The sequence below is a fragment of the Rhizobium sp. NZLR1 genome (genome assembly GCF_017357385.1).
Classification (GTDB): Bacteria; Pseudomonadota; Alphaproteobacteria; order Rhizobiales; family Rhizobiaceae; genus Rhizobium.
The window spans coordinates 121,651-147,204 of record NZ_CP071632.1 but is presented as its reverse complement, the minus strand read 5'-3'; the positions used below and the strand labels follow the sequence as shown (position 1 = coordinate 147,204).

At 61.9% G+C, this 25,554-nt stretch carries 25 protein-coding genes and 1 other RNA gene; 17 read left to right on the top strand and 9 right to left on the bottom strand.

Annotated features, from left to right (window positions below):
• The first annotated feature begins 400 nt into the window (after nt 1–400).
• Nucleotides 401–1,348 (top strand): AEC family transporter, encoded by a 948-nt coding sequence (locus tag J3O30_RS00700; protein ID WP_207582423.1) that lies wholly within the window; start codon nt 401–403, stop codon nt 1,346–1,348.
• 72 nt (nt 1,349–1,420) lie between these two features.
• On the opposite strand, the gene J3O30_RS00695 is transcribed toward J3O30_RS00700, so the two are convergent.
• Nucleotides 1,421–1,978 carry a cytochrome c family protein gene (locus J3O30_RS00695; protein ID WP_207582422.1) on the bottom strand — a complete coding sequence of 186 codons (558 nt, stop codon included), beginning with the start codon at nt 1,976–1,978 and terminating at the stop codon, nt 1,421–1,423.
• A gap of 153 nt (nt 1,979–2,131) precedes the next feature.
• Between J3O30_RS00695 and J3O30_RS00690 the strand changes: the two genes are divergently transcribed.
• Nucleotides 2,132–2,887 (top strand): 3-deoxy-manno-octulosonate cytidylyltransferase, encoded by a 756-nt coding sequence (locus J3O30_RS00690; RefSeq protein ID WP_207582421.1) that lies wholly within the window; start codon nt 2,132–2,134, stop codon nt 2,885–2,887.
• 10 nt (nt 2,888–2,897) lie between these two features.
• Nucleotides 2,898–3,752: a prephenate dehydratase gene (locus J3O30_RS00685; protein ID WP_207582420.1), complete on the top strand. Its 855-nt coding sequence runs from the start codon at nt 2,898–2,900 to the stop codon at nt 3,750–3,752.
• Nucleotides 3,753–3,817: 65 nt separating this feature from the next.
• On the opposite strand, the gene J3O30_RS00680 is transcribed toward J3O30_RS00685, so the two are convergent.
• From J3O30_RS00680 to J3O30_RS00660, 5 genes are all read right to left on the bottom strand, one after another.
• A complete protein-coding gene (locus tag J3O30_RS00680; protein ID WP_207582419.1) occupies nt 3,818–4,186 on the bottom strand; it encodes a VOC family protein in 369 nt (122 codons plus the stop codon).
• A gap of 131 nt (nt 4,187–4,317) precedes the next feature.
• Nucleotides 4,318–4,578 (bottom strand): hypothetical protein, encoded by a 261-nt coding sequence (locus J3O30_RS00675; RefSeq protein WP_207582418.1) that lies wholly within the window; start codon nt 4,576–4,578, stop codon nt 4,318–4,320.
• Between the two features lie 72 nt (nt 4,579–4,650).
• On the bottom strand, nt 4,651–5,343 hold the full coding sequence (locus J3O30_RS00670; RefSeq protein ID WP_049731259.1) for a YafY family protein: 693 nt from the start codon (nt 5,341–5,343) through the stop codon (nt 4,651–4,653).
• Between the two features lie 4 nt (nt 5,344–5,347).
• Entirely contained in the window at nt 5,348–6,307 is a 960-nt protein-coding gene (nudC, locus tag J3O30_RS00665; RefSeq protein WP_207582417.1) for an NAD(+) diphosphatase, read from the bottom strand.
• Nucleotides 6,304–6,714, bottom strand: a complete 411-nt coding sequence (locus J3O30_RS00660; RefSeq protein WP_207582416.1) for an HIT family protein — start codon at nt 6,712–6,714, stop codon at nt 6,304–6,306. Before J3O30_RS00660 ends, nudC begins: the two co-directional genes overlap by 4 nt.
• 88 nt (nt 6,715–6,802) lie before the next feature.
• Here J3O30_RS00660 and ffs point away from each other — a divergent pair.
• The 3 genes from ffs (at nt 6,803) to J3O30_RS00645 (ending at nt 9,168) form a co-directional block, all read left to right on the top strand.
• An RNA gene (gene ffs, locus J3O30_RS00655) (signal recognition particle sRNA small type) lies at nt 6,803–6,899 on the top strand.
• A gap of 45 nt (nt 6,900–6,944) precedes the next feature.
• Entirely contained in the window at nt 6,945–8,822 is a 1,878-nt protein-coding gene (locus J3O30_RS00650) for a DNA polymerase III subunit gamma/tau (protein WP_207582415.1), read from the top strand.
• Between the two features lie 22 nt (nt 8,823–8,844).
• Nucleotides 8,845–9,168: a YbaB/EbfC family nucleoid-associated protein gene (locus tag J3O30_RS00645; RefSeq protein ID WP_007634163.1), complete on the top strand. Its 324-nt coding sequence runs from the start codon at nt 8,845–8,847 to the stop codon at nt 9,166–9,168.
• 28 nt (nt 9,169–9,196) lie between these two features.
• On the opposite strand, the gene J3O30_RS00640 is transcribed toward J3O30_RS00645, so the two are convergent.
• Nucleotides 9,197–9,826, bottom strand: coding sequence for an MOSC domain-containing protein (locus tag J3O30_RS00640; protein WP_207582414.1), 630 nt, complete (start codon nt 9,824–9,826; stop codon nt 9,197–9,199).
• A 57-nt stretch (nt 9,827–9,883) separates the two neighbouring features.
• Between J3O30_RS00640 and recR the strand changes: the two genes are divergently transcribed.
• Nucleotides 9,884–10,489: a recombination mediator RecR gene (gene recR, locus J3O30_RS00635; protein WP_003589338.1), complete on the top strand. Its 606-nt coding sequence runs from the start codon at nt 9,884–9,886 to the stop codon at nt 10,487–10,489.
• 185 nt (nt 10,490–10,674) lie between these two features.
• Entirely contained in the window at nt 10,675–11,946 is a 1,272-nt protein-coding gene (locus J3O30_RS00630) for a lytic murein transglycosylase (protein WP_207582413.1), read from the top strand.
• Between the two features lie 4 nt (nt 11,947–11,950).
• Here the strand turns inward: J3O30_RS00630 and J3O30_RS00625 are convergent, their stop codons facing one another.
• Together J3O30_RS00625 and J3O30_RS00620 are read right to left on the bottom strand one after the other, a co-directional pair.
• Nucleotides 11,951–12,403 (bottom strand): GNAT family N-acetyltransferase, encoded by a 453-nt coding sequence (locus J3O30_RS00625; RefSeq protein ID WP_207582412.1) that lies wholly within the window; start codon nt 12,401–12,403, stop codon nt 11,951–11,953.
• A gap of 8 nt (nt 12,404–12,411) precedes the next feature.
• Nucleotides 12,412–14,043, bottom strand: coding sequence for an MFS transporter (locus J3O30_RS00620; protein ID WP_207582411.1), 1,632 nt, complete (start codon nt 14,041–14,043; stop codon nt 12,412–12,414).
• A gap of 244 nt (nt 14,044–14,287) precedes the next feature.
• Here J3O30_RS00620 and rimP point away from each other — a divergent pair, with 244 nt between their 5' ends.
• The 9 genes from rimP to pnp all read left to right on the top strand — a co-directional run bounded on the left by rimP (nt 14,288) and on the right by pnp (nt 25,487).
• Entirely contained in the window at nt 14,288–14,893 is a 606-nt protein-coding gene (gene rimP / locus J3O30_RS00615; RefSeq protein ID WP_012559489.1) for a ribosome maturation factor RimP, read from the top strand.
• Between the two features lie 59 nt (nt 14,894–14,952).
• On the top strand, nt 14,953–16,554 hold the full coding sequence (gene nusA / locus J3O30_RS00610; RefSeq protein ID WP_207582410.1) for a transcription termination factor NusA: 1,602 nt from the start codon (nt 14,953–14,955) through the stop codon (nt 16,552–16,554).
• Complete coding sequence (locus J3O30_RS00605) at nt 16,551–17,249, top strand: RNA-binding protein (RefSeq protein ID WP_207582409.1); 699 nt, start codon at nt 16,551–16,553, stop codon at nt 17,247–17,249. Before nusA ends, J3O30_RS00605 begins: the two co-directional genes overlap by 4 nt.
• Before the next feature lie 101 nt (nt 17,250–17,350).
• Nucleotides 17,351–20,107 carry a translation initiation factor IF-2 gene (gene infB, locus J3O30_RS00600; RefSeq protein WP_207582408.1) on the top strand — a complete coding sequence of 919 codons (2,757 nt, stop codon included), beginning with the start codon at nt 17,351–17,353 and terminating at the stop codon, nt 20,105–20,107.
• 159 nt (nt 20,108–20,266) lie between these two features.
• Nucleotides 20,267–20,671 (top strand): 30S ribosome-binding factor RbfA, encoded by a 405-nt coding sequence (gene rbfA / locus J3O30_RS00595; protein WP_164006026.1) that lies wholly within the window; start codon nt 20,267–20,269, stop codon nt 20,669–20,671.
• Between the two features lie 13 nt (nt 20,672–20,684).
• The gene (gene truB, locus J3O30_RS00590) at nt 20,685–21,617 is read left to right on the top strand and encodes a tRNA pseudouridine(55) synthase TruB (RefSeq protein ID WP_207582407.1); all 933 of its coding nucleotides are present in this window, start codon (nt 20,685–20,687) and stop codon (nt 21,615–21,617) included.
• 99 nt (nt 21,618–21,716) lie between these two features.
• Nucleotides 21,717–22,568 (top strand): alpha/beta hydrolase, encoded by an 852-nt coding sequence (locus J3O30_RS00585; RefSeq protein ID WP_207582406.1) that lies wholly within the window; start codon nt 21,717–21,719, stop codon nt 22,566–22,568.
• Between the two features lie 153 nt (nt 22,569–22,721).
• Nucleotides 22,722–22,991, top strand: a complete 270-nt coding sequence (gene rpsO / locus J3O30_RS00580; RefSeq protein WP_007634179.1) for a 30S ribosomal protein S15 — start codon at nt 22,722–22,724, stop codon at nt 22,989–22,991.
• Between the two features lie 357 nt (nt 22,992–23,348).
• Nucleotides 23,349–25,487, top strand: a complete 2,139-nt coding sequence (gene pnp, locus J3O30_RS00575; protein ID WP_207582405.1) for a polyribonucleotide nucleotidyltransferase — start codon at nt 23,349–23,351, stop codon at nt 25,485–25,487.
• Nucleotides 25,488–25,554: the final 67 nt, after the last annotated feature.

The window sequence follows — 25,554 nt, the reverse complement described above, 5'->3', positions numbered from 1 at the left end:
GCCTATTCGTCATGCCCGTGTCATCTTCAAAATCTAGAAACAGTCGCAAGAAGACCGGCATGAGCAGCTTTCGGTTGCAGCCGGGCGCCCGAGGGATGATCCCTTCGATCTTACCGGCGCGATGCTGACCACGGATGACTGGCAGCTTCGCGATCGGATATCCGGCAGGTCCGGAGCGGAAAAGCGGGCTGTGCCCGCTTTTTTTGCTCTGCGGATGCTGCCGGATTGGCGATTGGCTTTTCAATCCAGAAGGCTTGCTGCTGTCGCGCCGCTACGCCTTCTTAGACGCGCAGCGCCGTAGAACTTTGAATTGCTGGATAATTTTCTCCTTAAACCGATTCCGATTTGAGGAATTATGCAGTAGAGGTTGATACTCCCCCCGCGCAAAGCAGCCTCCCCCATGTCAGCCATCATTCTCGACGTTCTTCCCATCTTCATCCTGATCCTCATCGGCTGGGTGATCGTCCGCAGCGGCCTGATGGCATCGAATGTCGGCGAAGCGCTCAGCGAATTTGTCTTCAAGATCGCCGTGCCGCTACTGCTGTTTCGCACCATCGCCGAGGCGGATTTTCATGGCGCCTCGCCTTTCCGGCTGTGGATCGTCTATTTCTCAGGCGTTGCCATCACCTGGGCGACCGGCCATATCGCCGCCACGCGGCTCTTCGGCCGCGACGAACGGATCGGCGTGCTGGCCGGCGTTTCCTCCGCCTTCGCCAACAATATCTTCATCGGCCTGCCGCTCGTCGAGCGGACCGTTGGCGATGAGGGGCTGGTGGCGCTGTCGATCCTGCTTGCCGTGCATTTGCCGGTGATGATGGTCGCCGGCACCGTGCTGATGGAGCATGCCGAGCGCAAGATCGCCGGCAAAAGCGATCGCAGCATGATGCTCGTGCTGCGCCAGATCGCCGTCAATCTGGTGCGCAATCCGCTGGTGATCGGGCTTGCGGCCGGCATGGCCATGCATCTTTCCGGTCTCACCATGCCCGTAACCCTGGCAACGGTCGTCAAGCAGATCGCCGGCATTGCCGGTCCGGCGGCGCTGATCTCGCTCGGCATGGCGCTGGAGAAATACGGCATTTCCGGCAATCTCGGCATCGCCAGCGTCACGTCAAGCTTGAAGCTGCTGATGCTGCCCGGCTGCGTATGGGCGGCGAGCCATCTCCTCGGCCTCAGCCCCGAATGGACGGCGGCGATCGTGCTGACCTCCTCGGTGCCCACAGGCGTCAACGCCTGGCTAATCGCCAACCGCTTCGGCGTCGGTCATAGCATCGCTGCCTCGACGATCACGGTGACGACGGCGCTCGGTGCAATCACGGTGTCGCTCTGGGCCTATTTCCTGGGTGCCTGAAAAACTCTTTGCACAACAAAAAGCCCGGCTTCGCGGGCCGGGCTTCTATGACATGCGATTATTCCGTCCGCGTCACTGCGTCGCGGTCGGCAGCGGCACCGGCGAATCGGCGAGCGTGTGCAGGTAGAGGATAACGTTGGCGCGATCCTGATCCTTCGGCAGACCGGCAAAGCCCATCGCCGTGCCGGGAACATCCTTCTTCGGCGCCATCAGGAACTTGTTGAGAAATTCGAAGGTCCACTTCTCGCTGCTGCCCTTGGAAAAATCCTTGATGGCAGTGGAATAGGCAAAGCCCTCATGCGAGGCGATCGGGCGATCCACGACACCAAAGAGGTTGGGACCGACCTTGTTCGGTCCCCCTTTGGTGCCGTCATGACAGGCCTGACACTTCTTGAAGACCGTTTCACCGGCCTTGGCATCGGCAGAAGCGAGCAATTGCGCGATCGGAACGGCAGCAGCGGCAGGCGCAGCTTCGCCACCAGCGGCGGGCGCCTCTTCGGCAACGATCGCGAAACCTTCCTTTTCCGGTGCTTCGGAATGGAAGATCCCTTCGGACGCGATGGAGACCGACATCAGAACGAAAATCGTTCCGAGCAGCGCCCCAACGGCCGTATTGACGTATGAATTCATCTGCAATGCTCCCCTTGCAGCCGGCAGACCATAACCCGACCATCTTGAAATCGCGCGGAACCTATGTCTTTTGGCTGATCGTTGCAACTGTCTAAATGGTCTTGTGCGTGAGACTTTTTGACACTTTTCAGCCCGGAATAGAAGGCCCGACCAATGAGTGATTCAAATTTAGATGACGTGCTTGTATTGATCCCGGCGCGTATGGCCTCCACCCGACTTCCGGGCAAGCCGCTCGCCGATATTTGCGGGCTGCCGATGATCGTCCAGGTGGCGATGCGCGCCAGGGAGGCAGCCATCGGCCGCGTCGTCGTCGCCGTCGACGACGCCCGGGTGTTCGATGCCGTTTCGGCCGCCGGCTTCGAAGTCGTCATGACCAGCAGTGATCATCAATCTGGTTCCGATCGGATCTTCGAGGCGCTGAAGAAAGTCGATCCTGCCGGCAGGGCAAAATTCATCGTCAACGTCCAGGGCGATCTGCCGACGATCGATCCGGAAACCGTGCGCGCGGCTTTGCGCCCTCTCGAGAACGAGGCGGTCGATATCGGCACGCTGACGACCGAAATCGACAATGAAGCTGATAAAACCGCGCCGCATATCGTCAAGGTTGTCGGTTCGCCCGTTTCCGACACCCGACTGCGCGGGCTCTATTTCACGCGTGCGACGGCACCTTACGGCAAGGGCCCGCTCTACCACCATATCGGCCTTTATGCCTATCGGCGCGCGGCGCTGGAACGGTTCGTCGCGCTCGGGCCTTCAACGCTCGAAAGGCGCGAATCGCTGGAGCAGTTGCGGGCGCTGGAGGCCGGCATGCGCATCGACGTTGAGATCGTTGACACGGTTCCGCTCGGTGTCGATACTCCCGCCGACCTCGAAATAGCGCGGCGCATCCTCTCCGCAAAGTCGAACTGACGGAACCATCATGAACATCAAGACCAACAGGATCGCCTTCCAGGGCGAATTCGGCGCCAATTCCGACATGGCCAGCCGGGACATGTTTCCGACCATGGAGCCGCTGCCCTGCCAGACCTTCGAGGATGCGTTCACGGCGGTCGACAACGGCGACGCCGATATCGGGATGATCCCGATCGAGAACACGATCGCCGGGCGCGTCGCGGATATCCATCATCTGCTGCCTGAATCGCGGCTGCACATCATCGGCGAGTATTTCATGCCGATCCGCTTCCAGCTGATGGTGCTGCCGGGGGTGACCAAGGACGAGATCCGCACCGTGCACAGCCACATTCACGCGCTCGGCCAGTGCCGCAAGATCGTTCGGGCCAATGGCTGGAAGCCTGTGATCGCCGGCGATACGGCAGGCGCGGCAAAGCTGGTGAAGGAAACCGGCGACCGCTCGATGGCCGCCCTGGCGCCGCGGCTTGCCGCCGATCTCTACGGGCTCGAGATCATCGCCGAAAATGTCGAGGATACCGAAAACAACGTCACCCGCTTCGTCGTGTTGTCGCGCGACGAGGAATGGGCGCAACGGAATTCGGCGGACGAAAAGGTCGTTACCACCTTCGTCTTCAACGTTCGCAACATTCCGGCCGCGCTCTACAAGGCGCTCGGCGGGTTCGCCACCAACAATATCAACATGACCAAGCTGGAAAGCTATCAGCTCGGCGGAAGATTCGTGGCGACACAGTTCTACGCCGATATCGAAGGCCATCCGAACGATCCAAACGTGCGGCGGGCATTGGAAGAACTGCGGTTCTTCTCCGAGAAGGTGCGCATCCTCGGCGTCTACAAGGGGCATGCGATGCGAGGCCTGCTTTAGTTTTTTGCATATCGCCCGGAACCACCTTCCGGGCGGCATGCATGAGAGGCCTCGCATATCAGCTATTATTTATCCGGCTCACAGACACGCAGGCGATGACCATCCGGATCGAGCACGACGAAGGTCGGGCCGAAGTCCAGTTCGGTTAGTTCCTGGGCGATCGGCAGGCCGCGCTTGCGCCAGTCCTCATAATGGTTGGCGACAGCATTTTCCCCCGCAACCATGAAGGCCACCTCCCCGCGGTTGCCGATGGCGGAGGGCTGCGGTTCGACCTTGCTGCGCCGCCAGAGGCCGAGGGTGAAGCCGCCATCGAGCGGAAAGGCGACGAAATTCGGTGCTTCCACGGTCGGTTCGCGGTTCAGGAGGTTCCGGTAGAAGCTTGCGCTTTCGCCGGGGTCCTTGACGTAGAGGATAATCAGATTGGGGCTGGTCATTTTGGTTCTCCCGGTGGTGTTAAATGGTGGACGAGGAATTACCTGCTGCCAATTTATGGCAGCAGGGCACAAAGGGCGTTGCCGAAGCAACGCCCTCGTCTCCTCGCGGATGCGGATAACGATGAGGTGGCCTAGAGCGGGAAACCATCCTTGTGGCGTGGGTTGCGCCCATCCATGAAGCCGAGGTCGCGCTTCAGATAGTCGGGTGTCGCTTCAACGTCGAGCTTGGAGCGGCTTCCCCCGGGGATCCAGAAAAAGCTGATGGCCAGGCGCAGCAGGCCGGAGCGTGCCGATTGGCGGACGTCGGCGAAAGTTTCGGCCGAAATGATGTCGGCAAAGCTATCAGTGGCGAAGCGGTCGCCGGCCCGCTGAATGACTGGAGGCATTGCCATGATCAGTACTCCTTCCTGTTGAATTGGTACTGATGATAACCCCGACTGCTGACAGTTTATGGCAGCAGCGTTTCAGTTCTCGAGCGGCACGTCCTGCTCGCGCCATTCCTTGAGAAGAACCGTGCGGCGGCGCGGATAACGCACCTCATGCAGCGTCATGTCGATGATGCGGTCGGTGCGGAAATGGCGGAAGTCCTGGCGCAGTTCGCACCAGGCCATGAGGACGCGTACATGCTCGAAATAGCCGAGTGCGAAAGGCCAGACGCGGCGACGCGAGATCCGGCCCTGCTCGTCGCCATAATGCAGTTCGAGGATCCGCTCCAGGCGGATCGCCCGGCGGATGGCCGAGACATCCGCCTTGTCCTCGTCCCGGCGTTTGGGGCCGACGAAAAGGGCTGCCGAATCGATCATCTCCCGCATATCGGCCGGCAGCACGGCGGCAATCTTGGCGAGCGCATCGGCGCCGGCGCCGGCCAGGCGCGGTTCGGCGGCGCGGGCGACCCAGCGCGAGCCGAGCACCAGTGCTTCCAGCTCCTCTTCGGAAAACATCATCGGCGGCAGCATGAAACCCGGCTTCAGCACGTAGCCGATGCCGGCTTCGCCTTCGATCATCGCACCCTGGGCCTGCAGGCTGGCAATATCGCGATAGAGCGTGCGCAGGCTGACGCCGGTTTCCTCTGCAAGCACGATGCCGGTCACCGGCCGCCGGTAACGCCGGAGCGTCTGGAGCAGCGTCAGCAGCCGTTCCGAGCGGGCGACCGGCATGGCGTTACCGCTTCCACTCCACCCAGTCGCGCATCAGGCGGTGGGCGATCGCCCCTTTCGGCGGAGAGGCCTTGCCTGTCGCGCTCGGGCGTTCCAGCATCTCGATCGTTTCCTCGCGGGTGAACCAGCGGCAATCCTCCAACTCCGTCTCGTCGCGGGTGATTTCGGCGGATCTGGCCTCGGCGTAACAGCCGATCATCAGGGAATGTGGCATCGGCCAGGGCTGCGAGGCGTGGTAGCGGATGCGGCCGGTGCGGATGCCCGATTCCTCCAGCGTTTCGCGGCGCACGGCGTTCTCGATGGTCTCACCAGGTTCAACGAAGCCAGCAAGACAGGAATACATGCCGGGCGCGAAATGCGGACTGCGGCCGAGCAGACAGAGGTCGCGGCTCTCATCGATCGTCAGCATGATGACGACAGGGTCGGTGCGGGGGAAGATCATGTGTTCGCAGGCAGCGCAGACACGTTTGTAGCCGCCGATGTGGATCTCCATCGCCGAGCCGCAACGGCCGCAGAAGCGGTTGTCGCCATTCCAGCGGATGAGGCTCGCGGCCTGGGCGAATTCGCCGAGCAGCACCTCGTCGATCAGCATTTCGCGAAACAGCGTGCGGCCGTCGGCAGGCTTGTATTGGCTGGTGAGATCGTCGACGTCGATACCGACGGGAACCGCAAGGCGCGGCTCGCCTGATTTGCGGTAGCCGAGAAGCACCGTCTCGTCCCAATTCGGCCGAAGCTCCTGAAGCTCATAGCGGGCAAAGAGCGGATCGAGCACCTGGCCGTCATGCTTCAGCACCAGCTTGTCGCCGGCGAAGGCGAAGATATGCGTGCCCTCCTTGGCCAGCGCTTTTTCGACGGAGCGTTCGTCGCGATGTTCGGAATCGCGATTGAGGTCGTTGGCGGCAAAAGCCGTGAGATTGCTGGGCTCCGGATGCGGCACATCCGAATCGAAAAGCGAATGACTCATGATGAAAGGGCTTCCCGCAGCTTCGCTGTGAATTCGTCTCTCTTTTCGTCTTCGTAGGGTTCCGCGCGTCCGAAGCCCCAGACGGGACCCGGCCAGTTGGCATCGCCTTCGAAGCGGGCAATCACATGAACATGAAGCTGGCGGACGATATTGCCAAGAGCCCCGATATTGATTTTTGCGGCACCGGTGATCTGCTTCAGCGCCGTGGCAGTGAGCTCGGTCTCGAAGGCAAGCAGCACCTGGTCGAGCGGCGTCAGCTCGAAGATTTCGGTGATGCCTGCCCGGCGCGGCACGAGAATGAGCCAGGGCCAGCGGGCATCCCTCGACAATCTCAGATCACAGAGGCCCGTGATCATGATGCTGACGCTGTCGTTTTCCAGCCGAGGGTCAAGCATAAAGCCGTTCAAGGGCATTCCTCCTGTCTTTTCCAACGACTAGCAGTTTTTTATCATGTTGGCTTGCTTTTGATGACGATATTGCCGATATGTGCATTCGGGAGGTTGGTGGTGGACGAGCCACTCGCCAACCGGGTCAGGTCCGGAAGGAAGCAGCCCTAACGAGCCCGGCACGGGTCATCGTGCCAGCCTCCCACCTTCTCTCCACGAAGTGCCCGACGATCCGGGCGACAAGCAGGGCGATGAGCGACACCGAGCGACAATCAAAAGATGCCGCCTCGACGGGCACCGGATACCGGGTGCTGGCTCGCAAATACCGCCCCAAGGATTTCACGGACCTGATGGTCGGCCAGGAGCCGATGGTCCGCACCCTTACCAACGCCTTCGAGACCGGCCGCATCGCCCAGGCCTACATGCTGACCGGCGTGCGCGGCGTCGGCAAGACGACGACTGCGCGCATCCTGGCGCGAGCGCTGAATTACAAGACAGCTGATGTCGACAAGCCGACGATCGACCTTCGCACGCCCGGCGAGCACTGCCAGGCGATCATGGAAGGCCGGCATGTCGACGTGATCGAGATGGATGCCGCCTCCCATACCGGCATCGACGATATCCGCGAGATCATCGAGCAGGTGCGCTACCGGCCGGTTTCGGCGCGCTACAAGGTCTACATCATCGACGAAGTGCACATGCTGTCGACGCAGGCCTTCAATGGCCTCTTGAAGACGCTGGAAGAACCGCCGGAGCATGTGAAGTTCATCTTCGCCACGACCGAGATCCGCAAAGTGCCGATCACCGTGCTGTCACGCTGCCAGCGCTTTGACCTGCGCCGCATCAGCGCGTCGGATCTCGTCGGGCTGTTTTCGACGATCGCCGCCAAGGAAGGCATCGAGGCGGAACCGGACGCGCTGGCAATGATCGCGCGTGCCGCCGAAGGCTCGGCGCGCGACGGGCTGTCGCTGCTCGATCAGGCGATCGCCCATGGTGCCGGCGCCGTGCAGGCGGAAGCCGTGCGCGGGATGCTCGGTCTTGCCGACCGCGCCCGGATCGTCGATCTCTTCCAGCATGTCGTCCAGGGCGACGTGGCCGCAGCCCTCGGCGAATTCCAGAGCCAGTACGAGGCCGGCGCCAATCCCGTGGTGGTGCTGACCGATCTTGCCGATTTCACCCATCTGGTGACGCGGCTGAAATATGTGCCGGATGCGGCGAACGACCCCTCGCTCAGCGAAGTCGAGCGCACCAAGGCGGCGGAATTCGCCAAGGGCGTTGCGGTAACGACGCTGTCGCGCATCTGGCAGATGCTGTTGAAGGGCATTCCGGAAACGGAAGGCTCGTCGCGGACGGCAGGTGCGGCCGAAATGGTGCTGATCCGGCTGGCGCATGCCGCGCATCTGCCGGCGCCCGAAGACGCGGCGCGGCGGCTTGCCGAATTTTCCGGCGACAATGCCGGCCCGCGGCCCGCCTCCCCGCCTTCAGGCAGTGGCGGCGGCAACGGCACGCGGGTTCCCTATCAAAGCAGTGTCGCGGCACGCGCGCCGGAAATCGCACCGAGCAAACCACAGGCGTCCGCGCCGGTGGCAATGCTGCGTGCGGTGCCGAGCAGCCAGCCCGAGACGATGCCTATCGGCCGAATCGAGACGAAACCGGCGGAAGCGCTAAAGTCGCTCGTCCAGATCAACTCGGTCAGCGATATCGTCGATCTTGCCGCCGAGAAGCGCGATCCGAAGTTGAAGGCGATGGTGCGCGCCTTTGTGCGCCCGGTCCGGATCGAGCCCGGCCGCCTTGACGTCAGCCTGACCGAGGGCGCGCCGACGACACTGCTCAACGAGCTTGCCGTCAAGCTGAAGGAATGGACCGGCATTCACTGGATCGTCAGCCTCAGCCGCGAAGAGGGCAAGCCGACGCTGGTGGAAGCGGAGGCCAGGACCCGGGAGCAGCATGTCATCGACGCCCGTCAGGACCCTGACGTGGCAGCGATCCTGGCGCATTTTCCAGGGGCGAAAATCATCGACGTGCGCGTGCGGGCGCCCGAACCGGAAGAGGAAGGCGAGGCAACGCCACCGGCCGCCGCCGAATCCGAGGAAGGCGACATCCTGCCTGGCGACGACATAGAGTTCTAGAGTTTCAACAAGGAGCAAGACGATGCGCGACATCATGGGCATGATGGGCAAAGTCAAGGAAATGCAGGCCAAGATGGAGCAGATGCAGGCGGAGATCGCCGAGCTCACGGCCGAAGGCAAGGCCGGCGGCGGCCTCGTCACTGTGCTCATCTCGGGCAAGGGCGAGCTGAAGAGCCTGAAGATCGACCCATCGCTGTTCAAGGAAGACGATGTCGAGATCCTCGAGGACCTGATCGTCGCCGCCCACAAGGACGCCAAGGACAAGGCCGAGGCGCTCGCCGCCGAAAAGACCAAGGCACTCACCGCCGGCCTGCCGATCCCGCCCGGTTTCAAGCTGCCGTTTTGATCGAGCCGCAAACAAAATAGGCCCGCGCCTATGCCCAGTGTTCGTGCGCGGCTTCCAACACTGCTTTCAGTTTGTAGTGGATCGGTGATGCGAGATATCTCGCCCGGTCCACCTCAGACAGCCGCCGGCCGAAGGTTTCCATTAGCTCCGGCATCGTCACCTTCTCTCCCGCAAATGGTTGGTGATCGACCGGCATTCCGGCCTCGGCCACCCCACCCCTGATCACGCGGCAATAGATGCCGGGACGGGCGGCGGCGGTGTAACGCTTGACGAATGTCGGATCGTCCATCCTGGCGGCGAAGGTAGCGCAGGGAATGCGACATGAGGTGACTTCTAGGACGAGATCGCCCGCGGCAAAGCGGTCGCCGACGGCGACGTCGCGGTTGTCGAGATCTGATATCACCATGTTTTCACCGAAAGTGCCGGGCTCGTATGGCCGGCCAAGCTCCCCGCTCCACCAGTCGAGCGTCAGCGACCCCTCGACATAAACTGCCTGATCGACTCCGCCATGGTGTTTTCGGTTGCAGATGGCATCACCGACCAGTCCTTCAGCATCGATTATCACCGCGCCGTTGACGGCATGCTTGAAGATGCCGGTCTTATAGCTCTTGCCCGGCAGTTTTTCCGGATTGCCGGTGCACAGCGCCAGGATTTTCATGGGACGGCCGATCCTTCCGCGATTCCGTTTTCGTTCCATATCAGTTAAGAACGGCGCATGGCAAAACGAGTCACCGGCCCCGAAATCGAAAAACTCATCCAGCTTCTGGCGAAGGTGCCGGGCCTCGGGCCGCGCTCGGCACGCCGGGCGGCACTGCATCTGATCAAGAAGAAGGATCAGCTGCTTGGCCCGCTGTCGAATGCGATGGGCGAGGCCTATGACAAGGTGAAGATCTGCTCTCGCTGCGGCAATGTCGATACCGTCGATCCGTGTACCGTTTGCACCGACACGCAGCGCGATCAATCCATCATCATCGTCGTCGAGGACGTATCGGACCTTTGGGCGCTGGAGCGGGCAGGCGCAATGAACGCCGCCTATCATGTGCTCGGCGGTACGCTGTCGCCGCTTGACGGGATCGGGCCCGACGATCTCAACATTCGCGGGCTGATCGACCGGATCGGCGAAGGTGGCATCCGCGAGCTGATCATCGCCGTCAATGCCACCGTCGAGGGCCAGACGACGGCGCATTACATCACCGACCAGTTGCAGGGGCTCGAGGTGAAGATCACCCGCCTGGCGCACGGCGTGCCTGTCGGCGGCGAGCTCGACTACCTCGACGAGGGTACACTTGCGGCGGCCCTTCGGGCGCGGACGGTGATATGAGAGGCTTGGGTATGGCGCACCGCACCCCCCTCTGCCCTGCCGGGCATCTCCCCCACAAGGGGGGAGATCGGCTAGGGGGGACCTCTTGCCTTGATCAACGGCCACAGATGGCCGAAACCGCTTCGCTCACGACCAAGATTCCGCGAAGCCGGCGCTTCTTGCCGATCTCCCCCCTTGTGGGGGAGATGTCCGGCAGGACAGAGGGGGGTATTCTACGGCGGCTGCGGATATTCGCACTCGCTGCAATGGCCGCTCTCCTACCCCTCCCCGCCCTCGCAACCCCTTCGAAAGCCGATGTCGAAGCGCAGTTCGAGACGTGGGTGCAGAAGGACCTCTGGCCCGAGGCGAAGGCAAACGGCATTTCGGAGAAGACCTTCCAGGCCGCTTTCTCCGGCATTAGGCTGAATTGGGACCTGCCCGATCTCGCGCCGCCCGGCTTCCCGCCGCCGAAGGAGCAGAAGCAGACGCAGGCGGAGTTTTCCTCGCCCGGTCCCTATTTCAACGAGGACCATCTGAAGAGGCTTGCCGCGACGGGGCGCGGCTTTGCCGCGCAATATGGTTCGACGCTGAAGCGGATCGAGAAGACCTATGGCGTGCCGGGCTCGATCGTGCTTGCCATCTGGGGCCGGGAGACCGGCTTCGGCGCGGCGAAGATCCCGAATTCGGCGATCGAGGTGCTGGCGACCAAGGCTTTCATGTCGACGCGTAAGGAGATGTTCCGCACCGAATTGGTGGCGGCGCTGCATATTCTCGACGGAGGCGACGTGACGCCCGCCGATTTCAAGGGTTCGTCGGCGGGCGCGCTTGGTCAGCCGCAGTTCATGCCGACCAGCTATCTGAAATATGCCGTCGATTTCGACGGCGACGGCCATCGCAACATCTGGACCTCGGTGCCGGATACGCTCGCCTCGATCGCCAATTTCCTGGTCAAGAAAGGTTGGCAGCGCGACCGCGACTGGGGCTTCGAGGTATCGATACCGGAGGCGGTCTCCTGCGCGCAGGAAGGCCCCGACCTGGCAAAGCCGCTGTCGCACTGGGCCTCGCTCGGCATCGACCGCATCTCCGGCAAGGGTTTTCCATCGGGCGAGATGAAGGCTGAGGGCATGATGCTGGTCCCGGCCGGCCGCGACGGGCCGGAATTCGTCGTCACGCCGAATTTCTACATCATCAAGGAATATAATAATTCCGATCTCTACGCGCTTTACATCGGCAATCTCGCCGACCGGATCGCCGATAATGGCGGCGCCTTCCAAGGCCGATGGGGAGATGTCGGCAAGATGCTGCGCTCGGATGTCGCCGCCATGCAGAAGGCGCTGGAACGGCAGGGCTACGATGTCGGCGGTTCCGACGGCCTGCCGGGCTACAAGACCCGGCGTTCGATCGGCCAGTGGCAGGCGAAGAACGGCATGAAGCCGACCTGCTTTCCCGAAGCCACGATGAAAGGCAAGTTGAAATAAGGATTCAGAGCGTGCGCTTCAGCCCCTCATGGCTGGCGACGAAGCCGAGCTTCTCGTAGAAGCGCATCGAGCCTGCTCGCGTCTTGTCCGATGTCAGTTGCACGAGGCCGCAGCCGCGCGCGGCGCATTGGCCAATCGCCCATTCGATCAATTCTGCGCCGAGACCCGAGCCGCGACGATCGCTTGCAACACGCACACTTTCGATCTGACCGCGCCACATGCCCGTCCTCGACAGGCCGGGAATAAAGCTCAGTTGCAGGCAGCCGACGACCCGATCGGCCGCATCGATTGCAACGGCCAAAAGCTGATTGGCATCCGCCTCGATCGCGGCAAAGGCCGAGAGATACCGCGCATCGACGGGGTCGGCGACGATTTCCCTGGTGCCGCCAAGATCGTCGTCGGCCAGAAGCCGGACGATGGCGGCGAGATCGGATTGGCGGGCGAGCCTGAAACTCATGCTTGGCCTCAATGATGCAGATCGATCGGCGCCTTGTGGAAGACATCGTCGCCCGGCGGGATCGCCTGGCGTTCGATCATCCGGTGAACATGCAGCGGACCTTCGCCGCGGTGAAGCGCACGCAGCCTGTCGGTGTTTTCGGCATCGGCCTGCGTCCGCCGCTGGTTGTGTCTGATGTATTCGACCCAGGTCGGCGTATGGTAGGTTTCCGTCCACAGTCCGGGGTTTTCGAGATCGCGCATCAGCGCCCAGTTGCGGGCGCCATCGCGGATGCGGATACGGCGCCGTTCGCCCATCAGCTCCATGAATTCGGCCAGGTCGTCATCTCCGATCTCATAATCGACCTGAATGACGATCGGGCCGCTGCGCGGCGTAATGTCGAGACTGAGGGCCGGCTCGGTGAAGCGGTTCAGCGGATCGAGATTGAGCGAGGCGAAGGCCGGCATGGAAAAACGCAGGCCGATCACGATGCCGAGCAGCATGACGGTCGATGACATCAGCAGCGCATCGGCGACGCCGTATCGATCGGCGGCAATACCCCATAGCCAGCTGCCGCCGGCGATGCCGCCAAAGGTAACGGTCTGGTAGAGTGACAGCGCGCGGCCGACCACCCAGCGCGGCGTCGAAAGCTGGACGATGGTGTTGAAGAGCGAAAGTGCGGAAACCCAGCAGGCGCCGGAGACGAGCAGCCCGGCAGAGGTAAGGACAGCGCTTGGGCTGAAGGCGGCGATGACGGCGCTCAGCGCGAAGCCGGCGAAAGACAGGCGGATGATCATCTCGCTGGAAAGCATTTGGCGCAGTCGCGCATTCAGCACCGCCCCGCCGATCGCACCGATGCCGAAGGCGCCGAGCATGAAACCATAGGTCAGCGGGCCACCGCCGACGAGATCGAGCGCGACGATCGGCAGCAGCGCCAGGATCGAGCTGGCGCCGATGCCGAAGAGCAGTCCCCTGAGGAGAACCTTTTCGAGATTGGGCGACATCGAGACATAACGCAGGCCAGCGAAGATGGCGCTGCCGAGCGCCTCCCGCGGCAGAGTCGAGACCGGCGTGCTCGGCCGCCAGCGCAGCAGGGCATAGATCAGCGCGAGGTAGCTTACGGTGTTCACTGCGAAAGCTGCAGCGGCGCCGGCTGCGGCGACGATGACGCCGCCGATCGCCGGCCCAACGCTGCGAGTAATGTTGAAACCCATGCTGTTCAGCGTGACGGCGCCCGGCAGATCGGCGCGCGGCACCATGTCGCCGACCGAGGCCTGCCAGGAGGGATTGTTGAGTGCTGTGCCGCAGCCGATCAGGAAGGTGAAGAAGAGCAGCAGCCAGGGGGTGATCCAGCCGAGAAGGGCGAAGATCGTCAGCAGAGCCGAAACCGTCAGCATCATGCATTGCGCCGTCAGCATGACCCGCCGGCGGTCGTAATTGTCGGCGAGCGCACCCGATATCAGCGAAAACAGCATGATCGGCAGCGCCGTCGAGGTCTGCACCAGCGCGACCATATCCTCCGAGGCGCTGATCGTCGTCATCATCCAGGCAGCACCAACCGCCTGGATCAGGCCGCCGAAATTCGAGGACAGGCTGGCGAACCAGATGGTGCGGTAGGTATCGTGCCGCAGGGGCGCCAATGTCGACGAAGTGTAGGCCACGATTTCTCCGCTTTTGTTGTTGCGCCGCAACGGCAATATATGCGCAAGATCGGCGCTGGCCATAGGCCCACCGACGTCACCCGACACGAATTGGCGGAATCAGCCGCAGACCTTGCAATTTCGGAAAAACCCGACTATATGGCTCTCAAATTCTTGATCGCTTGATGAAGAGTGGGCCGCAAGGACCCGCTCTTTTTTATTAGCGCGATCCCTAAAAAGCATGAAATTGCGAGGAGCGCACCGCTTGTCGGACATGACAAACGCAGGCAACGAACTTGAGCCGCGGCTGATTACCGAAACCGGGCTCGACCAGCGTCTTGCCGATATCATCGAACCTGTCCTCATCGGCATCGGCTTCCGGCTTATCCGCGTCCGCATGCTGAACCAGAACGGCGTGACGATGCAGGTGATGGCCGAACGCAACGACGGGACGATGACGGTTCAGGACTGCGAAGAAGTCTCGATGGCGATTTCTCCTGTCCTCGATGTGGAAGATCCGGTCGATAAAGAGTATCATCTCGAAGTGTCTTCGCCCGGCATCGACCGTCCGATGGTGCGGAAATCCGATTTCGTCCGCTGGCAGGGCCACCTTGTGAAATGCGAGACGTCGATCTTGATCGACAATCGCAAGCGCTTCCGCGGCAAGATCGTCGAAGCAGGCGTCGATGGTTTCACGCTCGAGCGTGACCAGGTCGCTTACGGGGAAGAGCAGAAGGTCACCATTCCCTTCACGGCGCTTAGCGATGCGAAGCTCATTCTGACCGACGACCTGATCCGCGACGCGTTGCGCGCCGATAAGCTGGCGAAAGCCGAGGCCGCCAACCAGAACGAAGCGGACGACCAGGAATAACCGATCAACAGACCGCTACAGGGACGGGAACCCTGGAGTAAAGACGGAGAAACAAGACAATGGCAGTCAGTGCGAACCGGCTCGAACTTCTGCAGATCGCAGATGCAGTGGCGCGCGAAAAGGTCATCGACCGCGAGATCGTGCTGGCCGCAATGGCCGACGCCATCCAGAAGGCGGCACGCTCCCGTTACGGCACCGAGTCCAACATCCGGGCCGATATCAATCCGAAGACCGGCGAAATCCGTCTGCAGCGCCTGCTCGAAGTTGTCGACAAGGCTGAGGATTATTCGACGCAGATCCCGCTGGAGCTTGCCCGCGACCGCAACCCGGACGCCGCACTCGGCGATTTCATCGCCGATCCGCTGCCGCCAATGGATTTCGGCCGCATCGCCGCACAGTCCGCCAAGCAGGTGATCGTGCAGAAGGTGCGTGAAGCCGAGCGCGACCGCCAGTTCGACGAATTCAAGGATCGCGTCGGCGAAATCGTCAACGGCACCGTCAAGCGCGTCGAATATGGCAATGTCATCGTCGATCTCGGCCGTGGCGAAGGCATCATCCGCCGCGACGAAATGATCCCGCGCGAAAACGTCCGCTATGGCGATCGCGTCCGTGCCTATGTTTATGATGTCCGTCGCGAGCAGCGCGGCCCGCAGATTTTCCTGTCGCGTACGCATCCGCAGTTCATGGTGAAGCTGTTCACCATGGAAGTGCCCGAGATTTACGACGGCATCATCCAGGTGAAGTCGGTCGCCCGCGATCCGGGCTCGCGCGCCAAGATCGCCGTGATCTCGAACGATAGTTCGATCGATCCGGTCGGCGCCTGCGTCGGTATGCGCGGCTCGCGCGTTCAGGCCGTCGTCGGCGAACTCCAGGGCGAGAAGATCGACATCATTCCGTGGTCGCAGGACCCGGCGACCTTCGTCGTCAATGCCCTGCAGCCGGCCGAAGTCGCCAAGGTCGTTCTCGACGAGGATGCCGAGCGTATCGAAGTCGTCGTTCCCGACGAGCAGCTGTCGCTTGCGATCGGCCGCCGCGGCCAGAACGTCCGGCTCGCCTCGCAGCTGACCGGCTGGGACATCGACATCATGACGGAGGCCGAGGAATCGGAACGCCGCCAGAAGGAATTCAACGAGCGTACCAACCTGTTCATGGATTCGCTCGACGTCGATGAAATGGTCGGCCAGGTTCTGGCCTCTGAAGGCTTTGCAGCGGTCGAAGAACTGGCTTATGTCGATCTCGACGAAATCTCCTCGATCGACGGTTTCGACGAAGAGACGGCGCAGGAAATCCAGCAGCGTGCCCGCGAATTCCTCGAGCGTCTCGAAGCCGAGATGGACGAGAAGCGCAAGGCGCTCGGCGTTCAGGACGAGCTGCGCGAAATCGACGGTATCACCGCCCAGATGATGGTGGCGCTCGGCGAAGACGGCATTAAGTCGATCGAGGACTTTGCCGGTTGTGCCGCCGACGACCTCGTCGGCTGGACGGAACGCAAGAACGGCGAAACGAAGAAGTTCGAAGGCCTGTTCTCGAAGTTCGACGTCTCGCGCGTCGAGGCCGAACAGATGATCGTCCAGGCCCGCCTTTCGGCCGGCTGGATCACGCAAGAGGACCTGGCTAAGGGGACCGAAGAAGAGGTCGCCGAAGCCGAACAGGAAGTATGATGACCGCGCATGAGCCGGACGCTCTCCCTGATGAGGACGACGATCTTGCAGGTTATGACGTGAACGGACGCATGTGCATCGTGACGCGCGAAAGCGGATCGCCGGAAGAGCTGATCCGCTTCGTTGCCGCTCCCGATGGAACTATTGTCGCCGACCTGAAGCGCGAGCTTCCGGGACGCGGATGCTGGGTAAAGATCGACCGGTCGCTGGTCGACAGGGCGGTGGCGAAGAAACTCTTCGCCCGCGCGCTGAAAATGGATGTGAAGGCGGCAGACGATCTCGGCGCGAGCGTCGATCGGCTGCTCGCGGCGCAATTGATGCAGATGATGAACATGGGGCGGAAAGCCGGCCAGTTCGTCAGCGGATCCTCGAAAGTGGATGCCGCAGTTAGAAGCGGGGCAGCGCTTGCGGTGTTCCATGCGACTGATGCAGCGGACGACGGCGTCCGAAAAATCGACCAGGCCCGCAAGGCCTGGCACCTCGGAATGGAGACCGAGGAGGAGATACCTTCCTTCCGTCTCTTCTCGGAGAGCGAAATGGAAGGCCTGATGGGTCAGAATGCTTTTATCCATGCCGCAGTGCTTGCAGGGCAGGCGGGTGAGGGTGTAGTGAAGCGCGCAAAGATGCTCGAACAGTACCGTATTGGCGGTCAGTCCCGGGCAGCAGCGGGCGGCGCTGGCCGGCAAAAACAATGAGGCGGTCACCGGCATCGGCCGGTCGCATCCTCATTGATCGACAGTATTGAACGACAGGGTCTGATCTAGTCATCGCTCCCTGTCCGAAGGAACGGGAACGAATGACCGATAGTAACGACGACAAGACAATCAGCGTGACGGGCAAAAAGACGCTTACCCTGAAACCATCGGGGATGAGCCAGGGCACCGTTCGCCAGGATATGGGTCGAGGTCGCACCAAGGCGGTTGTCGTCGAGACCCGCAAGCGGCGCCCGATGCGCCCGGAAGACGAAAAGCCGATCACACCTGCCGCTCCGGTGGCCCCTGTGCGTGCTGCCGAACCGGCGCCTGCGCCTATGCAGGCGCGCCCGCAGCAGCCGACGCCGGCACCGCGGATCCAGCAGGGCAACAACAACCAGACGAACCAACGTCCGCAGCAGTCCCACCAGGCGCCGCGCCAGAACGATCGTCCGCGTCCGGTAGTGCTGAACCATCTGTCGCCGGAGGAAATGGACGCCCGCCGCCGTGCGCTTGCCGACGCCCAGGCGCGTGACGCCCAGGATGCGATCCGCCGCGCCGAGGACGAAAAGCGCCGTGCCGCCGAAGAGGTTGTCCGTAAGGCAGCCGAAGCAGAAGAAGCTGCCCGCAGGGCCGCTGAAGACGCTATCCGACAGGCTGAGGCGCCCGCCGCCGTTGCTGAACCAGCAGCCGCGGCACCGGCTCCGGCCGAGGCAAGCGCCGACGCCCCACAGCCGCAGCAAACCGCATCGTCGGCACCAGCTGTGCGCCGGCCCGATGCGGCCGGAGCACCGGCTGCTGCCCGTCCGGCAGCGGGCGCTGCCGTTCCCGGCGCCGTTCGCGGCCGTCGCGACGAAAAGGAAGAAGAAGATCGGGGTGCCGCGCGCGGTGGTCCGGTCCGTGGCCGTGTCGTTCGCCCGGAACCGGCAAAGCCGGTCACCACGCGTCCGAAGACGGATGAAGAGCGCCGTCGCGGCAAGCTGACGATCTCCACTGCCAACGTCGACGGCGACGACAATGCCCGCGGGCGTTCGCTCTCGGCGATGCGCCGCCGGCAGGAGAAGTTCCGCCGCGGTCAGATGCAGGAAACCCGCGAGAAGATCTCCCGCGAGGTAGTTCTGCCAGAGACCATCACCATTCAGGAACTGTCGCAGCGCATGTCCGAACGCGCTGTCGACGTCATCAAGTACCTGATGAAGGAAGGCCAGATGATGAAGCCGGGCGACGTCATCGACGCCGACCTTGCCGAACTCATCGCCGGCGAATTCGGCCATACGGTCAGGCGCGTGTCGGAATCCGACGTCGAACTTGGTATCTTCAACGTGTCCGACGAGGATGGCGAACTGGTTTCGCGCCCGCCCGTCGTCACCATCATGGGCCATGTCGACCACGGCAAGACCTCACTGCTCGACGCCATCCGTCATGCCAACGTGGTTTCCGGCGAAGCCGGTGGCATCACGCAGCATATCGGCGCCTATCAGGTGGAGCAGAGCGGTCAGAAGATCACCTTCATCGATACGCCCGGCCACGCCGCCTTCACGGCAATGCGTGCCCGCGGTGCGCAGGCGACCGACATCGCGATCCTGGTCGTCGCAGCCGACGACAGCGTGATGCCGCAGACGATCGAATCGATCAACCACGCCAAAGCGGCCGGTGTTCCGATCATCGTTGCGATCAACAAGGTCGACAAGCACGAAGCCGATCCGCAGAAGGTGCGCAATCAGCTGCTGCAGCACGAAGTCTTCGTGGAATCCATGGGCGGTGAAGTGCTCGACGTCGAAGTTTCGGCAAAGACCGGCAAGAACCTCGACAAGCTGCTCGAGGCGATCCTGCTGCAGGCGGAAATTCTCGATCTCAAGGCCAATGCGAACCGGACTGCTGAAGGTACCGTCATCGAAGCCCAGCTCGATCGCGGCCGTGGTTCGGTCGCGACCGTGCTTGTCCAGAAGGGCACGCTGCGTCCGGGCCAGATCATCGTCGCCGGTGACGTCTGGGGCCGCGTGCGCGCGCTTGTCACCGACAAGGGCGACCATGTGAAGGAAGCAGGTCCGGCAACCCCGGTCGAGGTTCTCGGTCTTTCCGGTACGCCGCAGGCGGGCGACAAGTTCGCCGTCGTCGAAAGCGAAAGCCGCGCCCGCGAAATCTCGGAATATCGCCAGCGTCTTGCCCGTGACAAGGCGGCTGCCCGCCAGTCGGGACAGCGCGGTTCGCTGGAACAGATGATGATGCAGCGCCAGAGCGTCGGCATCAAGGAGTTCCCGCTGGTCATCAAGGGCGACGTGCAGGGCTCGATCGAAGCGATTGCCGGCGCGCTCGAGAAGCTCGGCACCGACGAGGTCCGCGCCCGCATCGTCCATTCGGGCGCCGGTGGCATCACCGAGTCGGATATTTCGCTCGCCGAAGCGTCGAACGCGGCCATCATCGGCTTCAACGTTCGTGCAAATACGCAGGCACGTCAGTTCGCCGAGCGCGAAGGCATCGAAATCCGCTACTACAACATCATCTACGACCTGGTGGATGACGTGAAGGCAGCGATGTCGGGCCTCTTGTCTCCGGAACGACGCGAAACCTTCATCGGCAATGCCGAAATCCTCGAGGTGTTCAACATCACCAAGGTCGGCAAGGTCGCAGGCTGCCGTGTCGTCGAAGGCAAGGTCGAGCGTGGCGCAGGCGTCCGCCTCATCCGCAACGACGTCGTCGTTCACGAAGGCAAGCTCAAGACCCTCAAGCGCTTCAAGGACGAAGTGTCCGAAGTGCCGATGGGCCAGGAGTGCGGCATGGCCTTCGAAAACTACGAGGATATGCGCGCCGGCGACGTCATCGAGTGCTTCCGCGTCGAACATATCACGCGCACGCTCTAAACCGCTGCGGCTGAGCGCAGCATCAGCCTTCCGAAAGCCATTCGCCAGCCGGCGGATGGCTTTCGGGTACCTGCGACTTGACCTTTTCTGCCAAAAGAGTCATGGACGCTCTCCTTTGACGGGTTCGATTCCCAGCCGCATCGGCAAATAGAGATAACAATGACCAGATCGACTTCTTCCGCGCCTTCGCAGCGCATGCTGCGCGTTGGCGAACAGGTTCGCGCCGCGATCACCCAGGTATTGCAGCGCGGCGAAGTGCGCGACGACGTCATCGAAGCGACCGTGATCTCGATCTCGGAAGTGCGCATGTCGCCCGACCTCAAGATGGCCACCGCCTATGTGACACCGCTCGGCGTTTCCGACCACAGCATCGTCATCGAGGCGTTGAACCGTAATGCGAGGTATATCCGCGGCAGGCTCGGGCAACAGCTTCGGCAGATGAAATACATGCCGGAGGTGCGGTTCCGCGACGATACCAGCTTTGACAACTACAAGAAAATCGACGAGCTGCTGCGTTCGCCCGAGGTGCAACGCGACCTCGACGGCGATAATGACGAACAATAAACAGAAGAGACGCATGTCCAAACCACGCAAACCCAAGGGCCGGCCGATTTCCGGCTGGCTGATCCTCGACAAGCCGGTGGATTTCGGCTCGACGGAAGCCGTTTCCAAGATCAAGTGGCTCTTTAAGGCGCAGAAGGCCGGTCATGCCGGCACGCTCGATCCGCTCGCCTCCGGCATGCTGCCGATCGCGCTCGGCGATGCGACCAAGACCGTTCCCTATGTGATGGACGGCCGCAAAATCTATGAATTCACGGTCAGCTGGGGCGAGGAACGCGCGACGGACGATCTCGAGGGCGACGTGACCGAAAGCTCGGACAAACGCCCGAGCGAACAGCAGATCCGCGATATCCTAGCCAGCTATATCGGCACCATCAGCCAGGTGCCGCCGCAGTTTTCGGCGATCAAGATATCGGGTGAACGCGCCTATGATCTGGCGCGCGAAGGCGAAGTTGTCGAGATCCCCTCGCGCGAAGTCGATATCTTCCGGCTGACATTGCTCGCCTGCCCGGATGCCAATACCGCGCATTTCGAAGTCGAATGCGGCAAGGGCACCTATGTCAGGGCGCTCGCCCGCGATTTCGGCCGGGAGCTCGGCTGCTATGGCCACGTGTCCGGGCTGCGGCGCACCTTCGTCGCGCCGTTCGCGGAAGAGGCCATGGTGCCGCTCGCAGACCTTGTGGCGCTGGAGGCAATCGAGGATATGGACGAGCGGCTTGCCGCCCTCGATGCGCTGCTGATCAACACCTGCGAGGCGCTTTCCGCCCTGCCCCATCTCGTCATCAACGACGATCAGGCGCACCGGCTGAAGATGGGCAACCCGATCCTCGTGCGTGGCCGCGATGCGCCGGTTGCCGAAAGCGAAGCCTATGCGACGGCCCGCGGCAGGCTGATTGCGATCGGCGAGATCGGCCAGGGCGAGTTTCGCCCGAAGCGGGTTTTCGGCTGAGTCTGTACAGCTAACGATTGTCAGGCGTTAGCGATGCAATATCTTCCTTTCGGGCCGTGGCGGCCCGAAGGGCCATGGCGGCCCGACAAGGGGATGATTATGCGCGCAACCACTATCGGCATACTGACGTTCTTTTCGATGTTCCTGACTGTTGCCGGCGCTCAATCCGCCGAGCGCTGGGCCGAGCTCCCGGCCTTTCCTGCAATGCCCGTGCCGAAGACGAGCGGCATGGCCGATGTGAACGACATCAAGATGTATTACGCCGAATATGGTGAAGGCGACCCGATCCTCTTCATCCATGGAGGTCTTGGAAATGCCGAGGTCTGGGGTCATCAGATCGCCGATTTTGCCAAGGATCATCTGGTCATCGTTGCCGACAGCCGCGGACATGGGCGCTCGACGCGCAGCCGACAGCCCTTCGGCTACGATCTGATGACATCGGATTATGCCGCGCTTCTCGACCATTTGCAGATCGGCAAGGTGACGCTGGTGGGATGGTCCGACGGCGGCATTATCGGCATCGACATGGCGATGAAACATCCGGAAAAGCTGACGCGCGTCATTGCGCAGGCCGCCAATGTCACCACCGACGGCGTCAAGCCTGACGTCTTGAGAAACAAGACCTTCAACGACTACATCAACGTCGCCGGTGAACAGTACCGGAAGCTGTCGCCGACGCCGAACGAATATGATGCCTTCGTCACCCAGATTTCCGAGATGTGGGCGACACAGCCGGCCTGGACGGCGGCGGACCTTGGAAAGATCACGATACCGGTCACGCTCGCCATCGGCGACCATGATGAAGCCGTGAAGCTCGACCATACGGAGATGATGGCCAAAGAAATTCCGGGCGCAAAGCTCGTGATCCTGAAAGACGCCAGCCATTTCGCCATGCTGCAGGATCCCGCAGGTTACGATGCAATGATCCGGGAGGCCATGGCGGGCCGCTGAAAACCGCCGCGGGAGCTCCCCTCTTTCCATCGCTGCTTATTTGGTTTATAGGCAGCGCCAGCGTCAGGTTCGCCTGCTCGCATTCACGGCCAAAGCTGGACGACATCCCGGCTTTTGGCGACCTTTATCTCCTCTCTTAGAAAGGATCACCCGATGTCGATCACTGCTGAGCGCAAGTCTGCGCTGATCAAGGAATACGCAACCGTCGAAGGCGATACCGGTTCTCCGGAAGTCCAGGTCGCGATCCTGACCGAACGCATCAACAACCTGACCGGACACTTCAAGGACCACAAGAAGGATAACCATTCCCGCCGTGGCCTGTTGACGATGGTTTCGAGCCGCCGCTCGCTTCTTGATTATCTCAAGAAGAAGGATGAAGGCCGCTATTCCAAGCTGATTTCCAGCCTGGGTATCCGCCGCTAAGATTGTCCGGCGGGCGCTTTCCAAGTGCCCGCCGGATCTGTTTCGGGACATGGTTCCCGATGAAATGTTCCAGCCGCGCCCTATCTTCAAGCGGTGGAAAAGACCGGCGGACCCGGATGGGCCGGTTCTGCCAAACCAACCGTTGACCTGTCATGGGGCAGGATTGCCGGATGCTTTCGGCCAAGGCTTCTCGAGGCTTTGGCTTGGTTTTCTCAGGGACCCTCGGATTTATCGAGGAAACCAAGGATGAAAAGCCTCCCGTTGTCTTGCCCGTGATACGTCACATTATTTGCGGTCGACTGTGCGCTGCGCCTTGATATCGGCGATGGCGCGTGCTCCCGCATTGAAGGACAAGTCATGTTTAATACCCACACAGTCGAAATCGAGTGGGCCGGCCGCCCGCTGAAGCTCGAAACCGGCAAGATAGCCCGTCAGGCCGACGGCGCGGTTCTCGCCACCTATGGCGAAACCGTGGTTCTCGCCACCGTCGTTTCCGCCAAGGCTCCGAAGCCCGGCCAGGACTTCTTCCCGCTGACGGTCAACTATCAGGAAAAGACCTACGCAGCCGGCAAGATCCCCGGCGGCTACTTCAAGCGCGAAGGTCGTCCGTCTGAAAAGGAAACGCTGGTTTCCCGCCTGATCGACCGCCCGATCCGCCCGCTGTTCCCGGAAGGCTACAAGAACGACACGCAGGTCGTCGTGACCGTCGTTCAGCACGACCTTGAAAACGATCCCGACGTATTGTCGATGGTTGCTGCGTCTGCAGCGCTCACGCTCTCCGGCATTCCCTTCATGGGCCCGGTCGGCGGCGCGCGCGTCGGCTACATCAACGGCGAATATGTTCTCAACCCGCATCTCGACGAGATGGACGAATCGAGCCTCGACCTCGTCGTCGCCGGCACCTACGACGCCGTGCTGATGGTCGAGTCCGAAGCCAAGGAACTGAACGAAGACGTCATGCTCGGCGCCGTCATGTTCGGCCACAAGGGCTTCCAGCCGGTTCTCGACGCGATCATCAAGCTCGCCGAAGTTGCCGCCAAGGAACCGCGTGATTTCCAGCCGGAAGACCATTCCGAACTCGAAGCCGAAATGCTCAAGCATTTTGAAGCTGAACTGCGCGAAGGCTACAAGATCACCCAGAAGGCTGATCGCTATGCAGCCGTCGACGCCGTCAAGGCAAAGGTTAAGTCTCACTTCTTCCCCGAGGGCGTCGAGCCCAAGTACAGCGCCGAAGTCATCGGCGCCGTCTTCAAGCATCTGCAGGCGAAGATCGTTCGCTGGAACATCCTCGACACCAAGAGCCGCATCGACGGCCGCGACCTCGAAACCGTTCGTCCGATCGTTTCGGAAGTCGGCCTCCTGCCGCGCACACATGGTTCAGCGCTGTTCACCCGCGGTGAAACGCAGGCGATCGTGGTTGCCACGCTTGGCACCGGCGAAGACGAGCAGTATGTCGACAGCCTGACGGGCATGTATAAGGAGCGCTTCCTGCTCCATTACAACTTCCCTCCCTACTCGGTTGGCGAAACCGGCCGCATGGGCTCCCCGGGCCGCCGCGAAATCGGCCACGGCAAGCTCGCATGGCGCGCGATACGTCCGATGCTGCCGACGCCTGAGCAGTTCCCCTACACGCTGCGCGTCGTCTCCGAAATCACCGAGTCGAACGGCTCGTCCTCGATGGCGACCGTCTGCGGTACTTCGCTCGCTCTGATGGACGCCGGCGTTCCGCTGGCAAAGCCGGTTGCCGGTATCGCCATGGGTCTGATCCTGGAAGGCGATCGCTTTGCCGTGCTCTCCGACATTCTCGGTGACGAAGACCACCTCGGCGACATGGACTTCAAGGTTGCAGGGACCGCCGACGGCATCACCTCGCTGCAGATGGACATCAAGATCGCCGGTATCACCGAAGAGATCATGAAGGTCGCCCTTGGCCAGGCCCAGGGCGGTCGTGCCCACATTCTCGGCGAAATGTCCAAGGCCATCACCGAAAGCCGCGGCCAGCTCGGCGAATTTGCTCCGCGCATCGAAGTCATGAACATCCCGGTCGACAAGATCCGTGAAGTCATCGGCTCCGGCGGCAAGGTCATTCGCGAAATCGTCGAAAAGACCGGCGCGAAGATCAACATCGAGGACGATGGCACCGTCAAGATTGCCTCCTCCTCCGGCAAGGAGATCGAAGCGGCCCGCAAGTGGATCCACTCGATCGTTGCCGAGCCCGAGATCGGCCAGGTCTACGAAGGCACGGTCGTCAAGACCGCCGACTTCGGCGCCTTCGTCAACTTCTTCGGCGCCCGCGACGGCCTCGTCCACATCTCGCAGCTCGCTTCCGAGCGTGTTGCCAAGACGCAGGACGTCGTCAAGGAAGGCGACAAGGTCTGGGTCAAGCTGCTCGGCTTTGATGAACGCGGCAAGGTTCGCCTGTCGATGAAGGTTGTCGACCAGGCCACCGGCCAGGAGATCCCGAACGAGAAGAAGAAGGAAGAAGCGGCCGAATAAGCCGCGCCTTCCAGATTTAATTCCGGGCGCGGGAATGCTTCCGCGCCCTTTTTGTATCCTGGTTTTG

Excerpts from the sequence above, each read along its gene's own strand:
- J3O30_RS00700 (WP_207582423.1), top strand. The coding sequence starts at position 401 with ATGTCAGCCATCATTCTCGACGTTCTTCCCATCTTCATCCTGATCCTC.
- J3O30_RS00695 (WP_207582422.1), bottom strand. The coding sequence starts at position 1,978 with ATGAATTCATACGTCAATACGGCCGTTGGGGCGCTGCTCGGAACGATT.
- J3O30_RS00690 (WP_207582421.1), top strand. The coding sequence starts at position 2,132 with ATGAGTGATTCAAATTTAGATGACGTGCTTGTATTGATCCCGGCGCGT.
- J3O30_RS00685 (WP_207582420.1), top strand. The coding sequence starts at position 2,898 with ATGAACATCAAGACCAACAGGATCGCCTTCCAGGGCGAATTCGGCGCC.
- J3O30_RS00680 (WP_207582419.1), bottom strand. The coding sequence starts at position 4,186 with ATGACCAGCCCCAATCTGATTATCCTCTACGTCAAGGACCCCGGCGAA.
- J3O30_RS00675 (WP_207582418.1), bottom strand. The coding sequence starts at position 4,578 with ATGGCAATGCCTCCAGTCATTCAGCGGGCCGGCGACCGCTTCGCCACT.
- J3O30_RS00670 (WP_049731259.1), bottom strand. The coding sequence starts at position 5,343 with ATGCCGGTCGCCCGCTCGGAACGGCTGCTGACGCTGCTCCAGACGCTC.
- nudC (WP_207582417.1), bottom strand. The coding sequence starts at position 6,307 with ATGAGTCATTCGCTTTTCGATTCGGATGTGCCGCATCCGGAGCCCAGC.
- J3O30_RS00650 (WP_207582415.1), top strand. The coding sequence starts at position 6,945 with ATGAGCGACACCGAGCGACAATCAAAAGATGCCGCCTCGACGGGCACC.
- J3O30_RS00645 (WP_007634163.1), top strand. The coding sequence starts at position 8,845 with ATGCGCGACATCATGGGCATGATGGGCAAAGTCAAGGAAATGCAGGCC.
- J3O30_RS00640 (WP_207582414.1), bottom strand. The coding sequence starts at position 9,826 with ATGAAAATCCTGGCGCTGTGCACCGGCAATCCGGAAAAACTGCCGGGC.
- recR (WP_003589338.1), top strand. The coding sequence starts at position 9,884 with ATGGCAAAACGAGTCACCGGCCCCGAAATCGAAAAACTCATCCAGCTT.
- J3O30_RS00630 (WP_207582413.1), top strand. The coding sequence starts at position 10,675 with ATGTCCGGCAGGACAGAGGGGGGTATTCTACGGCGGCTGCGGATATTC.
- J3O30_RS00625 (WP_207582412.1), bottom strand. The coding sequence starts at position 12,403 with ATGAGTTTCAGGCTCGCCCGCCAATCCGATCTCGCCGCCATCGTCCGG.
- nusA (WP_207582410.1), top strand. The coding sequence starts at position 14,953 with ATGGCAGTCAGTGCGAACCGGCTCGAACTTCTGCAGATCGCAGATGCA.
- J3O30_RS00605 (WP_207582409.1), top strand. The coding sequence starts at position 16,551 with ATGATGACCGCGCATGAGCCGGACGCTCTCCCTGATGAGGACGACGAT.
- infB (WP_207582408.1), top strand. The coding sequence starts at position 17,351 with ATGACCGATAGTAACGACGACAAGACAATCAGCGTGACGGGCAAAAAG.
- rbfA (WP_164006026.1), top strand. The coding sequence starts at position 20,267 with ATGACCAGATCGACTTCTTCCGCGCCTTCGCAGCGCATGCTGCGCGTT.
- truB (WP_207582407.1), top strand. The coding sequence starts at position 20,685 with ATGTCCAAACCACGCAAACCCAAGGGCCGGCCGATTTCCGGCTGGCTG.
- J3O30_RS00585 (WP_207582406.1), top strand. The coding sequence starts at position 21,717 with ATGCGCGCAACCACTATCGGCATACTGACGTTCTTTTCGATGTTCCTG.
- rpsO (WP_007634179.1), top strand. The coding sequence starts at position 22,722 with ATGTCGATCACTGCTGAGCGCAAGTCTGCGCTGATCAAGGAATACGCA.
- pnp (WP_207582405.1), top strand. The coding sequence starts at position 23,349 with ATGTTTAATACCCACACAGTCGAAATCGAGTGGGCCGGCCGCCCGCTG.